General features: G+C 32.2%; 13 protein-coding genes. 2 read left to right on the forward strand and 11 right to left on the reverse strand.

Annotation, left to right across the window (positions count from 1 at the left end; all coding sequences use genetic code 11):
* The first annotated feature begins 3 nt into the window (after positions 1 to 3).
* Positions 4 to 879, forward strand: a complete 876-nt coding sequence (locus EF513_RS03630) for a DMT family transporter (RefSeq protein WP_125216056.1) — start codon at positions 4 to 6, stop codon at positions 877 to 879.
* 825 nt (positions 880 to 1704) lie between these two features.
* Here EF513_RS03630 and EF513_RS03635 read toward each other — a convergent pair.
* The 6 genes from EF513_RS03635 to EF513_RS03660 are packed head-to-tail and all read right to left on the reverse strand — an operon-like array spanning position 1705 to position 8265.
* The gene (locus EF513_RS03635) at positions 1705 to 3153 is read right to left on the reverse strand and encodes a DegQ family serine endoprotease (protein WP_125216057.1); all 1449 of its coding nucleotides are present in this window, start codon (positions 3151 to 3153) and stop codon (positions 1705 to 1707) included.
* 2 nt (positions 3154 to 3155) lie between these two features.
* The gene (hflC, locus tag EF513_RS03640; RefSeq protein ID WP_125216058.1) at positions 3156 to 4016 is read right to left on the reverse strand and encodes a protease modulator HflC; all 861 of its coding nucleotides are present in this window, start codon (positions 4014 to 4016) and stop codon (positions 3156 to 3158) included.
* A gap of 9 nt (positions 4017 to 4025) precedes the next feature.
* Positions 4026 to 5129: an FtsH protease activity modulator HflK gene (gene hflK, locus EF513_RS03645; protein WP_125216059.1), complete on the reverse strand. Its 1104-nt coding sequence runs from the start codon at positions 5127 to 5129 to the stop codon at positions 4026 to 4028.
* Positions 5130 to 5174: 45 nt separating this feature from the next.
* Complete coding sequence (der, locus tag EF513_RS03650; protein WP_125216060.1) at positions 5175 to 6542, reverse strand: ribosome biogenesis GTPase Der; 1368 nt, start codon at positions 6540 to 6542, stop codon at positions 5175 to 5177.
* Positions 6543 to 7748 (reverse strand): outer membrane protein assembly factor BamB family protein, encoded by a 1206-nt coding sequence (locus EF513_RS03655; protein ID WP_164503816.1) that lies wholly within the window; start codon positions 7746 to 7748, stop codon positions 6543 to 6545.
* Positions 7741 to 8265, reverse strand: a complete 525-nt coding sequence (locus EF513_RS03660) for a hypothetical protein (RefSeq protein ID WP_125216062.1) — start codon at positions 8263 to 8265, stop codon at positions 7741 to 7743. Before EF513_RS03660 ends, EF513_RS03655 begins: the two co-directional genes overlap by 8 nt.
* A gap of 176 nt (positions 8266 to 8441) precedes the next feature.
* On the opposite strand from EF513_RS03660, the gene EF513_RS03665 reads away from it, so the two are divergent.
* The gene (locus EF513_RS03665; RefSeq protein ID WP_125216063.1) at positions 8442 to 9791 is read left to right on the forward strand and encodes a hypothetical protein; all 1350 of its coding nucleotides are present in this window, start codon (positions 8442 to 8444) and stop codon (positions 9789 to 9791) included.
* Here EF513_RS03665 and EF513_RS03670 read toward each other — a convergent pair.
* The 5 genes from EF513_RS03670 to EF513_RS03690 form a co-directional block, all read right to left on the reverse strand.
* Positions 9736 to 9951: a hypothetical protein gene (locus EF513_RS03670; protein ID WP_125216064.1), complete on the reverse strand. Its 216-nt coding sequence runs from the start codon at positions 9949 to 9951 to the stop codon at positions 9736 to 9738. The two genes, EF513_RS03665 and EF513_RS03670, sit on opposite strands and share 56 nt — an antisense overlap.
* A gap of 50 nt (positions 9952 to 10001) precedes the next feature.
* A complete protein-coding gene (gene ffh, locus EF513_RS03675) occupies positions 10002 to 11348 on the reverse strand; it encodes a signal recognition particle protein (protein ID WP_125216065.1) in 1347 nt (448 codons plus the stop codon).
* A 15-nt stretch (positions 11349 to 11363) separates the two neighbouring features.
* Positions 11364 to 12098 (reverse strand): N-acetylmuramoyl-L-alanine amidase, encoded by a 735-nt coding sequence (locus EF513_RS03680; protein ID WP_125216066.1) that lies wholly within the window; start codon positions 12096 to 12098, stop codon positions 11364 to 11366.
* Positions 12099 to 12180: 82 nt separating this feature from the next.
* On the reverse strand, positions 12181 to 13497 hold the full coding sequence (locus tag EF513_RS03685) for a polyhydroxyalkanoate depolymerase (protein WP_125216067.1): 1317 nt from the start codon (positions 13495 to 13497) through the stop codon (positions 12181 to 12183).
* The gene (locus EF513_RS03690; protein WP_125216068.1) at positions 13497 to 13922 is read right to left on the reverse strand and encodes a hypothetical protein; all 426 of its coding nucleotides are present in this window, start codon (positions 13920 to 13922) and stop codon (positions 13497 to 13499) included. The genes EF513_RS03685 and EF513_RS03690 overlap by 1 nt, the downstream gene beginning before the upstream one ends.
* Positions 13923 to 13948 lie beyond the last annotated feature (26 nt).

Raw genomic sequence — 13948 nt, forward strand, 5'->3', positions numbered from 1 at the left:
AAATTGCGCCTTATAGATATATTCAGTATAGTTTTTGCCTATGTTTTGGTTGGAATTAGTTATGTCATAGTACTTTATGGCCTTGACTATTTCCAGCCATTAACCTTAATTGCTTTAAGGTTAACCATGATTGCCGCAATTTTGGTTCCTTTTAATTTGAGAGTTAAAACTTTTCCTTGGAAAAAAGTATTTATATTTGGTTTCATTAATGCTTTAGGGTTTCAAAGTTTAACAGTTATGGCCATGTATTTTGGCTTAGATATTGCTACCTCAGTAATAGCTCAACAAATGCATATTCCTTTTAGCTGTATTATAGGGGTCTTGCTTCTTAGTGAAAAACTCAGCAATAAAACAATAATAGGGCTTATAATAGCATTTACAGGGCTTGTGATTATGGTGGGCAACCCAAAGCTAGCTAGTAATTATGGACCAGTTGCTATGGCTATAGTCTCGGCATTTCTGTATACAATTAGTAATTTTATTTCAAAGTCTATTCGCAATTTTAATGCTCTTTCGGTAATTGGTTATGGAGCTTTATTTGCATTACCATTTCAATATCTTTTAGCATATTTTGTTGAAGGATTTAATTTTAAATATGTAATGAATGCCCCTTTATCAGCATGGATGTCAGTATTCTTTTTGGCAGTGGGAGTATCAATAGTTTCTCTATCTATTTGGATTGAAATGCTTAAAAAGTATCCAGTACAGTTAGTTACACCTTTTTCCTTGCTAGGTCCCATAACCGGCATAATATGTTCCATGATAATCTTGGGTGAAGATATTAATAATTATATTTTAATCGGCACCATTCTTACGATCGCAGGAATTAGCCTCATTATTATTAAATTTAAAATTTTAAAATTTAAATTTTTTAAATAACTTTGATTAAATGAAGGTTTTTTCTGCATAAAATTTATTCTTATAAAAATTTAGGTGGCCTTATATCATTGTGAATGTAATAAATTAAGTTAAATCTTTAAGCAAATAACTGCTTGAGAACTTTGAGATAAATGTAACCTTGAATATTTTACTGCTAAATTCCATGTTAACTAAGGTGATATCGAGATATCAAGAGTGCCTAGTTTAGTGGTATCAAAGCCATTGTCTTTTATAGATGATAATTAAATGTAGCTTAAACCTTTATAACATGATTTGCTAATATTGGTTAAACTTTGAAAAATCTGATAGTTTTAACGGTATATTTGCTATGGCAAACTGAGAGCTTGTTTGGGAACCGCTGGCTTTATCTTTAAAAGTAATACATCAGCAAGATGAATGGCGTGACAAGCCGTGGATGTTAATTAATTGTATGCTCACTATAGCTAACCAAGTTATGAGAGTATCCTGTACATTTTTATGTGGGAATTATAAATAGTAGACTTTAAAATTCCTGTACGGAGATAATTGGTAATATATCACAATAGATAGCAATTTGAATTAAGCTTAATAACCCTTTGTTTTACCTGCTTTGCCAGCTATAGCAGTTTATTTTCTCATTCGTGATGTGTGTTAATACAATTTATCTGGAAATAGTACAAAGGTGTGTAATGTCTATTTTTATGGTTTATTCTTGTTGGTTTACCAGCTTTTTTATTTATTTAATGGGTCTCTATTCTAAACTGGTGTTTTTTATAAACTAAGCTGCTAATTTTATAGCTAACAACAATAAGCAACCATACATAACCCTTAATAATGAGTTATTAATTATTTTTCGCCAATATTAATACCTACGTAGAATTTTTGATTATTTCTTAGGATCATTAATAAAATACTATTTCTTTTTGATTTTATTACTTGTGATAGTATTTCTTCAAGTTTTGCAGGAGAAGTAACGCTTTTTTGATTAGCTTGCAGGATTATATCTCTACGCATTAAGTTGTTACGTGAAGCCTTACTACCTTTAATAACCTTAGTTATTATTACGCCAGGTTGTCGTGGATCAATTTTAAGTTGCTGTTTCAGTTCAAGGGTAAGCTCTGCAACTTCTATTCCAAGTAAATCAAGTACTGATGATGCAGAATTATTAGCACGCTCTTGTTTCTTTACTTCGGCCTCTCCTGGAACTTCATCAACTTTGATATTGATGGTTTTTAATTTACCATCCCTAAATAATTCTATATTTGCTGAAGAACCTATGCTTAACCCTGCGACCATTCGCGGTAAATTCCTACTAGATGCAATTTGCTTACCATTAAATTTTAATAATACATCTCCCGGCTTAATCCCATGTGTTTCGGCAGGACTACCAGCTTGCACTTCGGTAACTATTGCTCCCCGTGCTTCTTTAAGGCCAAGAGAATCTGCTATTTCTTCAGTAACAGGATGTACTATTACCCCTATCCAGCCACGTTTAACCTTGCCTGTTTTTTTAATTTGTTCAATAATAGGACTGGCAAAAGAAGAAGGGATTGCAAAGCTGATTCCTACATTTCCTCCTGAAGGTGAGTAAATGGCGGTATTAATACCTATAACATTGCCATTAATATCAATCATTGGTCCACCAGAGTTCCCTTTATTAATTGCTGCGTCTGTTTGAATGAACTCATCAAAATTTCCAGCTTGTATATCTCTAGCTTTAGCAGAAATTATGCCTGCAGTGACACTTCCGCCAAGGCCAAAAGGGTTGCCAATTGCTATGATCCAATCTCCTACTTTTGCTTCCTCAGAGTTAGCAAATTTTAAAAAAGGAAAGATTTTATCAGATTTAATTTTAATTACGGCTAAATCAGTTTTAGGATCAGAACCGATTATTTCAGCTTTGTATTTTGATTCGTCATTGAGAATAACCGTAATTTCATCTGCGTCAGCAATTACATGCTGATTAGTTACTATATAGCCTTTAGGGTCAATAATAAACCCAGAACCTAATGAGCTGATAAATCGCTCAGTATCTTCAGGTTCCCAACCTGGAATAATCCCAAATCTTTCGAATAATTCATTAAATTCCTCAAATGGCGATCCGTGAGGAAATAAAAAACCATTTTGGCCAGCTTTATGGGTTGCTTTTTGGGTGGTTGAGATGTTAACCACCGATGGAGATACCTTGGTTACTAAGTCAGCAAAGCTATCAGGTGCTATACTTGTAGCCAAGGAATAGTAATTTATACAACTGGAAATAAATAAAGTTAAGATACAAGTCCTTAGAAAGCTCATAACTAATCCCTAAGAGTTTTTAAATATCTCATAAAATCGTTATTAGGTGACATTATAATAGTCGTATTATCTTTTTTCAAGCTATATGTGTAAGCTTGTAATGTTCTATAAAAGCTATAAAAATCTTGATCTTGTCCAATTGTATTGGTTAGAATTTTATAGGCTTTTGCATCGCCATGACCTCTAATTATTTCAGATTGTTTTTTTGCGTTAGCAAGCAAAGTTTTACTTTCTTTTTCAGCTTCTGATTTGATTTTCAAAGCTTCTTCATTACCTTGAGCTCTAAATTCTTTTGCTTCTTTTTCGCGGTCTGTTTGCATTCTACTGTAGATTGCTGCACTATTTTCTTTAGGTAAATCTGCTCTTGAAATTCTTACATCAACTACTTTAATGCCGGATTTTTCAGTTTGGTTGTTTACCAATTGAGCTATTTGAGACATAATCTCAGATCTTTTATCAGTAAGCATCGCAACTAAGGGCCTTTCACCAATAACTTGACGCATTGATGATTCAAGAGCTCCTATAAGTCTAAGCTTTGCACCATTCTCATCTCGTACAGTTTGATAAAATGTTAAAGGATCAGTAATTTTATATTTTAGAAACGCATTGACAATAATTCTTTTTTGATCTGCTGCCAGAACTTCTTTTTCGGCGGCAAAAACATTAAGAATACGTTTTTCAAAAAATTTTGCTTCTTGAATTAATGGTACTTTGAAATGTAAGCCTGGCTTAGATACAGTTCTGATAACCTCACCAAACTGAATTATTAAAGCCTGCTGACGTTCATCTACAATAAAAAGCCCACTAATTAATACAAAAAAGGCAGTAAAAATAGCAACAATTTTTAGCTGAGAATTAAACATTCAAGTATCCTATTTTTTTAATTGATTTAAATCGCTTAATGGTAAAAATGGCGCTAAACTTTTAATGTTATCATCAATTATAACTTTATTAACATCACCCAGTACTTGCTCTAAAGTTTCTAAGTAAAGCTTGGTTTTTGTAACCTTTTTGTCAACTTTATATTGCTCATAGATGCTTTTATAACGGCTCATTTCTCCTTCAGCGCGAGCAATGACTTCGTATTGATAAGCTTCTGATTCTTTTACGATTTTATCAGCTTGCCCTCTTGTTTTTGGTAACAAGTCATTTTTAAAGGAGTAAGATTCATTGATGATTCTTTCTTTATCGGCTCTGGCAGTTTGCACATCACGAAAAGCGTCAATTACTTGTTGAGGAGGATCCACTTTAAGCATTTGCAAACCTAAAATTATAATACCTGAGTTATATGAATCCAATATGTCTTGTAATAGTTTCATAGATTTTTGCTCGATACGCGCTCTTCCTTCAGTTTGCGCTTCAGCAAATTTGGTATAACCTATTACTTCTCTTACAGCACTTTCGGCTGCCATTTTTACAGTCAATCTTGGATCTTTAACGTTAAAGGTATAATTTTTAATATTATCTATTTTCCATCTTACTAAAAAGTTGATATCGACAATATTTTCATCTCCTGTCAGCATTAAACTTTCTTCAATGATATTTCTAGCGTCTAATTTTCTTCCGCTAAAAATATCTTTAGTGCTGTTATCAGAGGAGCGATATCCAAATTCTTCTATTTGATGGTTTGTTACTTTGTGTTTTATTGCTTTCTCAATAGGAAAGGGAATGTGGTAATTAGGGCCGGGGTTAGCAAGCCTGGCAAATTTACCAAATCTTAGTACTACTGCTTGTTCTTCTTCTTCAACGATATAAAAGCCTGTTGCTGCCCAAACTATAGTAATAATTATGATCAAACTTAATAATACACTTGAGCCAAAACCAAAAGGTCCAGGAGTTTCTGGTCCGTTGTTACCGCCGAAAACCTTTTTGAATTTTTGCTGAGTTTGCTTAAATAACTCATCTAAATCAGGATTGTTCTTTTGTGATCCCCATGGTTTTTTATTACCATCTTCAGGATTTTCACCCCAGGTCATAATGCCTCTGTATTGCGAGTTTAAATTTATCTTAGCATTAACGCTTTAATTTACATAGGGATTTTCTTTTTTTTTCAAATATAATCTAAGTGGTGTTGCATTTAGATCAAAATATTCAGCTAAGGATTTAGTAAGATATTTCATGTAACTTTTATCAATCAACTCAGGTCGGGTGGTGAAAAGCAGAAAGCTGGGTGGTCGGGTTTTATGCTGTGTTGCGTACTTAATTTTTACCCTTTTGCCCATTGGCCCCATTGGCAAAGGATGTGCAGAAGTAGCCTTTTCAAGCCATTCATTTAGTTTGGCGGTAGTTATTCTTTTTTTCCATTGCTCATAAACTTTAGTAGCTTCGTCAATAACTTGTAAGCTATTTTGTTGTTTGGTAGCAGATAAAAATATTATAGGAACTTTAATGATCAAGGAAATTTTCTGATGAACTAAATATTCAATTTCTGCTATTTTTTCTTTGCGTTGTTTAGCTGTCAGAGTATCAATTTTGTTGAAACCAAGCACAACTCCTCTTCCTTCGTCTATCGCATGCTCTATTATAGATAAATCTTGCTTTTCTAAAGCATTATTTATGTCCATTAAAACTATTACTACTTGTGAAAATTCCACAGCACGTTTTGCATCGTGATATGAAAGTTTTTCTAGCTCTTCATTAACCATGCTTTTTTTGCGCATTCCGGCGGTATCTACTAGTTTGATCCATTTTCCTTTGTAATCCCAGTCGATACTAATTGCATCGCGCGTAATACCTGGTTCAGGCCCTGTTAACATTCTTTCATATCCTACAAATGAATTGATCAATGTGGATTTGCCGGCGTTAGGTCTGCCTACAATGGAAACTTGTAGATAGGGTTTAGCTTGGGTATCATCTTGGGCAGATTGTTCCAATTCTTCTTGAAAATAGGTGGCGTTAAACTCTATTAAATATTCATACAAATCTATTACGCCATCACCATGGGCTGCTGAAACTCCTATTACCTCATCAAAACCTAGTTTGCGACCATCTTGGATATTATCTCGTACAGCTCTTGATTCACATTTGTTAACAATGGTAATTGTAGCTTTGCCGAGTTTTCTAATGATTTTGGCAAAATCAAGGTCGGCATGAGTGAGACCGGTGGTGGCATCAATTACAAATAAGACTAAATCAACTTCTTGAATAATTTTAAGAGATTGGTCAGTCATTTTTTTACTAAGTTCGCTAAAAGCCTTTTCAAGTCCAGCTGTATCTATTATTTCAAACTCTAATTCACCAAAATGAGCCTTACCAAATCGATAATCTCGGGTAACACCTGGTGTATCTTCTACTATGGCAAATCTATTGCCTACTAGCCTATTAAATAAAGTTGATTTGCCGACATTTGGCCTGCCAACTAAGGCTACTTTCAATTTTCTATGATGCATTTATTTCAAGCTAACTTTAGCAATTTTATTTTCACTGATTATGTAAAGATCGTTATTAATTTCTACGGGTTTAAAGAGAGAGGCGATTTTTAATTTTATTTCACCTACTATATTCCCATTAAACCTATTTAAAAATTTAACTCTATTATCATTAGTAGTTACTATAATCCATTCTTTGATTACATTTATACTCTTCATTTTATCTCTATATTTTTTTTGCCAAATTATGCTGCCTTTGTCTAAATTAATTAGATTAATATTGTTATCATAATCCAGCACAATTCCTAATTTCCCATTAATTTCAATGCTTTTTGGCTTCATAATAGGTAAATGCCATAATATCTCACCATTATGGATATTAACCGCGAAAATCCCACCGCTAAAATTGGCTACGATAATTTTTTCATTAGAAATTATCGGTGTTAGGCTAATGTTTGCAAAACTGCCGCTTAATGGGTTATCAAATTTATAACTTAAATTGGCTGTCCAATTAATTTCTTTATTATCAAGGTTGTAATTAAGTATATAACCATTATTAGTAGGTATAATGACATTATTGCCAACTATGAGAGGAGAAGATTTATTATCAATAGTTACCTCTTGAAAGTTATTTTCCAAGCTAACAATCTTTCTACCATTAGCAGTGGTAAAACATTCAACCCCAGCTTTAATATTTTTCAGGCAAACATGGTCATCGCTTATAGAAGCCGCATTCCTGATAGGTAAGGACAAATCATTTGTCCATTTAAGATCGTTAGCATGATAAAAATTTATATGCTTGCCGGCAGTGGTAACAACCTTTTCTTTGGCTTTAGCAAAACTAATGATAGGTTCTTTACTCAATGAAGCTATATCGCTTTCATAAGTTTGAGTATTATAATTATATTTATAGTAATGCTTACCATCAAAATAAGTCAGAGTTGTTTGATCTAAATGAGGTTCTACATTAGAGTCAACCAATCTTTTAAGACGAGGGATATTATAATACGAGACTGTATATTGGGGCGTCAGTACATTATGAGCGCTATCTAAATAGGAACCCTCTGAGCTTGTTTGCATATCTTTTAGTTCGTGATGGTTATTATTTTCAAATAAGCTTTCTCTATCGCCGATTAAACTCCCTTTTTTTTCGCTATTACCTACCCAATCTAAGCTTTCGCAACTACTTAATAGTAACGCAATAATAAATAACCAGTTTTTATTCATTACCAAGCTCATTTATGATTATTGATAATTTGATTAATCTTTGGTTCATTGAATGAGTGATTTCTTTAGATTCTAAAAGTTCTTCGATTTTATTTTTGGCCTCTTTATAGTTACCTTTTGCTACCATGCTTACTACATGTTTTTCTAACTCTAAGGGCAAAAACATACTTTTAGAATCTATCTTGTTGTCTTTTAAGTTAGCTAAGTCTGTTACTAGCTTAATATTAGGTTTGGTATTATAATTGTTATCTAATAATGTTAAAAATTCACTTATGGTGCTATTAGAATTTTTAACTGCTTGTAATGCCTTATCGTCATGGCTTGTAAAATACTCAAACAATGCCTGGGTAGCAACTTCATTACGTTCTTCTCTCAGTTGTAAATACCAGTTAATAAGAGATACCAAAATAAGTATTGCCCCTATAATGCCTAATATATGAGGGAAGTAATTGAGGACTTTATTCCGTATATCATCCCACTTATGCTCTTCACGCAGTTCATTAATAAGATTATCCATTTTTCCTTAAAACATCTAAATTATGCATTTAATTAGTATCATAATTTCTTATGATAAACAATTGAATAGTTGCTATGTTTTTTTATCATAATTCAGACTATTGTAAATAATATTTGTTAATTATTTAATAAAAGCTTATAATTAATATAGATAATCTTAACTTTTGGGAAGATGTTATGTTAAGTATAATTAAGTTACAAAATCTATTCCACCCAGTAAAAGCTACTGTTGATGCTGGTGATAAGGTTAAAAAGTTACTGAGTTTTAACAAATCAAAAGATAAACCTTTGGAAACATGGGATATATATTATGCAAATGATAAAAATTCAGACTTTCCACGGGCTTTAATAAAATTTGATAAACCAAAAATTATTATTAATGAATATATTACAAGTTTAATTTTAAACCATTTATATCCTCAGGTTACCCCTAAATTTCATTTTATCAAAAATAAGCAAAAAATAGGAATTGTTAAAGAATATCAAGGCAATATGATTCCTTGGAGTGAAAATCATAATATTGTATATGATAAAATCTCTTATCTTCCTGAGATCTTAGCAGCTAGTATATTACTTGCAGATACTACTATAAGTAAGCGCCATATAATACTTGAAAAAGACCAAGGAGAAAAGAATTATAAAGGTTATAGAGTTAAACATAGTAAATCCCTAGAGTATGCTCATTTAATATCAAATGGGCCAGGAGTGGACCAAAATTATTATATTAGAGAAAATTTAGCTTTAATGGGAATTTCACTTGAGATGCTAAAGAGTGACGCGTTCCTTACACAATTACGCTACTTATTACATTACAATATAAGTGAGCTGGAAAGCTCTATTAAAAATGGCTATGAGGATATCAATCTATATTTTAATAATATCAAAGAAAAAACTAAATTTTTTAGTTCAGAGCAGCTTTATATCAAAGCAATTTCAAATTTTTTAGAATCAAGAAAGCTAGTTTTGATCAAGCTATATTTAGAGCTTAAATTACAAAAATTCATTATAGCAAGAGACTATAATGCTATAGAAAAAATATTACAAAATAATAGAGGTTTATTGTTTAGTAATATTAACTGGTTTTTTGATCCGTATAATGTTGGCATACCATATAATAATTCAATGACCATTGTTGAATACATTAATAATTTTCGTTTGGTAGATGAAAATGTTAACTTAAAGCTAACTAAATTGCACTATAGACTAGTGGCTGAATATATCACGACTCATTTTGAGAGTATGGATTCAATGAATATAACGTTAGGAAGTGTAGAAGAAACTATACAAAATATGCTAATGATATTTAATAATTATAACTTTGAAGAAAGTATTTATTATTTATATAAAGATGATTTAATTGAAATGATAGCCAATATAATTGATGAGCATAATATTAGTAATAAACATAAAACGATAAGCCAGCTAGCAAAAAAACTAACTGGCTTATACTATGACTTTATTGTTAATAAGACTATGCAGCCGAGTCTGCCGCAACAACATCAGCCCATGGCATTGGATTGCCATTAATATCAATAGCCATGGAGCCATCTTCATATTCGGCAGCTACGTAGGTAGCTTTTTCACCATAAAATTTGGTTGGCTTTACTTTTTTACCATTATAAAATACGTCTTTTACTTTTACACGGGTTGTTGGATCGTTTTTACTTGCTGTTTTTGCTTTTGACATTTATTTACCTCAAAAATTTTTTGTTAAAGTTTCATAAAATATTAACCAAGTCAAGAAAAAAGTTTGCCTAAGCCTGATCTTGAAAATGATTTTTTATCCATTTTGGTGAATTTTTTAATAGCATCGCCCATATCTTTATGCATTTTCATTAGTTTGTTTACTTCTTCTATAGAGCGACCCGAGCCATTTGCTATGCGTTTTCTTCTGGATCCATTTAAAATGGTAGGATTTTTTCTTTCCTTCTTAGTCATTGAATGAATTATTGCTAATTGATATTCAAAAATTTTTTCATCTACATTTGCATTATGCATTTGTTGTTTAAGTTTATTCATTCCCGGCATTAAATTCATTAAAGAAAACATTCCACCCATTTTTTTTATATTTTTAATCTGGTTGGCCAAATCATTCATATCAAATTTACCTTGCATAATACGCGCAGTCATCTTCTCGGCTTCTTGTTCCGAAATTACACTTGAAGCTTTTTCTACTAAAGAGACTACGTCACCCATGCCAAGTATTCTTGATGCAATGCGGGTGGCATCAAAAATCTCAATATCATCAATCTTTTCACCAGTGCTTAAAAATTTGATAGGTAGCTGGCAGCTTTGAGTGATACTTAATGCCGCTCCGCCCCTAGCGTCACCATCAATTCTAGTGAAAATCACGCCAGACATTGCTAAATAGTTTTTAAATTCATGGGCTATATTAATTGCATCTTGCCCTGTCATTGAGTCTAATACTAAAAGCGTCTCTACAGGTTTTGCTAAATCTGTGATTTGTTGTAATTCATTCATTAATGTTGCATCGGTATGCAGCCTACCGGCAGTATCAATTATTATAACGTCAAAATTTTCCTTTTTAGCTGCTTCTAATCCACGTTTTACGATATCTAAAGGTTTTTGTTCTTTAATAATCTCAAGGGCAGTCAAACTATTTTTTAAAGCTAAAGTTGCTAATTGTTCCTGAGCAGCCGGCCTATAAATATCAGTAGAAACAAGCAATACTCTTTTATTCAATTTGGTTTGAATATATTTTGCAAGTTTAGCAGAAGAAGTAGTCTTGCCGGCACCTTGCAAGCCTGCCATCATAATTACTGCCGGTGGTGCTGTATTAAGCTTTAGCTCTTTCTCGTCACTGGCTAAAGTTTCTACAATGATATCATTTATGATCTTAATGATCTGCTGAACTGCTGAAATAGATTGTATTACATTTTCGCCAACAGCTCTGTGTTTTAATTTGTCGATCAATTGCTTGATAACAGGCAAGGCTACATCAGCCTCAAGTAATGCTATTCTTATCTCTCTCGCTGCAGTATTAACATCTTCTTCGGTAATGAGGCCTTTGCCCTTTAACTTATCAAATATTTTAGCAAGATTATGTTGTAAACTACTAAACATGTGGAGCCTTGATGATTAAACTTTATATATGTTGGATAGCCAATCAATGATCTTAATGGTTAGATCGTTAATGCTATTATTAAAATTTAGTGGATCATAACGCAGATTTATTATTCTTACAATATTAAGTAGTTCAATGTCAAATTTACTATCTAAATTTACTACTTTAAAGCCGATGTTTTTAAGTTGGCGTTTTAGATTTAAAATTTCTTCTGAATTTTGTAAAAAATTAAAAAGTATTTTTCGTGACAAAATTAAATCAAAATCATGCCATAATACAACATGTTCCTTGGCTAAACGTTTCCAGGGAAATAAAGGACCGGGATCGATTTTTCTGAGATACGGCGTAGCAAGATCACTATGTCCAAAAATATTATAATTTTCAATTGCATATCTTTGTTTTAAGTTTTTTAATAAGGCAATGAGGCTAGCTACCTGCGGCTGGCTAAATTGTTCGCAGCCATTATTAATCAGCTCAATGCCAATAGTAGAACTATTCAGATCCGTGTTGCCTTGCCAATAACTGTTGCCAACATGCCAGGCTCTTAAACCTTCATCTAATAAATTATAGATTAGTCCTTGCTCATTAATTAGATAATGAGCACTTACTTTATATTTTTTTTGAGTCAATAACTGTAGGCTAAGATTTTCACCAGTATAAGTGTAATGAATAACTATTTTATCAATTACATTGTTACGTTGCTCATAATTTTCTGAACTAAAGCTTTTGTTTATTGCTAATTTTTCCATTGTAATTTAGGTAGCTAAATAAATTATCCAACGTAACCATATTATAATTATAAAATTTATTTATTGCTAAAAATATTTTAAATCATTTAGATTTTTTATGATTAATATTTTTTTTGGTAGTGTTATCTGTTTTTGCAGTATTACTGCTATTTACAGATGCATAGCAAAAATCTCTGATTACTGGTAAAATTTGTTCTCTAAATTTACGCCCATTAAATACCCCATAATGACCTACTCCTGGTTGTAAGTGATAATGAGTATTAGCTTGAGGTATATTTTTACAAATCTTTAATGCGGCTTTCGTTTGGCCTACTCCTGAGATATCATCTAATTCACCTTCAATGACTAAAAGAGAAGTGTTGGTTATCGCTTCAGGGCGCACTTTTTGATTGCCTACATACATTTTACCCAAAGGTAGGGCAAAATCTTTGAAAACTGTTTTAATAGTTTGTAAGTAAAATTCTGCGCTGATATCCATTACTGATAAATATTCATCATAAAACTGTATATGAGCTTCAGCACTATCATCATTGCCCACAATGAGATGTTGATAAAGTTTCATAAATTCACCCAAGTGCCTTTGCATATTCATTGACATAAAGCCTGCAAGTTGAATAAATCCTGGATATACAGCGCGCATAAACCCTGGATAATTGATTGGGACCCTGGTAATGACGTTGCTTTCAAACCAATTCATCTCTCTCTTTTCAGCAAACTTGGTTACTTCAGTGGCGCTTGCTCTTGCATCTACCGGTCCTCCCATTAAAACCATGTTTTTTACATGTTCATTGCCTTCTGCAGCAAGTAAGGCAACTGAAGCTAAAACAGGTACGGTTGGTTGGCAAACTGCCATTACTGATAAATTTGTCCCTAGAAATTTAATAAAATCATTTAAATAATATATGTAATCATCTAAATCGAATTTTCCTTTACTTAATGGAACTTCGCTAGCGTTGGTCCAATCAGTTATGTAAACATCAAAATACTGAAGCGAATCTCGTACAGTACCTCTTAGCAGAGTGGCGTAATGGCCTGAAAGAGGCGCAACAATCAGCATTTTAGGATGGTTAAGTTGCTCGGATTTTTTAAAATGTAATAGCCTGCAAAAAGGTTTATGTAAGACCTCTATTTCTGTTACGGTATGTTCTTTATCACCAATAATAATAGTTTTGATTCCAAATTCCGGTTTATCATATTTTTTAGCAATCCGCTCAATCATGCCTATGCTGGCATCAAAGCTGTTGACCATATAACTATCTTTAACAAAATCAGGCTGTGATTCACGCCAAAAGTTATAATAATTAATATAATAAGCTAAATAATCTTTATTTTTTTTAAATAATTCAACCCAAAAATAAAGCCATTTATTATCAATTATAGGGGTAGGGAAATTAAACATTATAGTTCCTCCATCGTAACATTGGGTAATAGGCTGATCTTAAAGCTTTGCTCTTGATGATTTAAAAAATGAAAGTTAAGAATAAATTCCTTTAACAACCCGGTATCTTCTATTTTTATATAAAAATTATCATTCATTTGAACTTGGTAGTGTTTAGGAAGAGCAATTTTATGCAGATTAAACTTTTTAGTGACCCCTTGGTCGGTTCCTTGATTAAGAATGGTAACTTGTAATTTAGGGTTTGTTTCTATGGCTACTAATTCATCATGAGCATTAGAAAGGTTATTAATATTTATAATCAGCTTAATATAAGCTTGTTCTTGGGCCACCTTAATAGGAGTTATTTTTATTTGCTTTATATTTGAAGCACAGCAAGTGAAGCAAATAAAATATACTAGAAAACAATAGTTGGTTAATAATTTCATAATTACCTCTAAACTAAGTGTACTAT

The sequence above is a fragment of the Rickettsiales endosymbiont of Stachyamoeba lipophora genome (assembly GCF_003932735.1).
Lineage (GTDB): Bacteria > Pseudomonadota > Alphaproteobacteria > Rickettsiales > 33-17 > RICK01.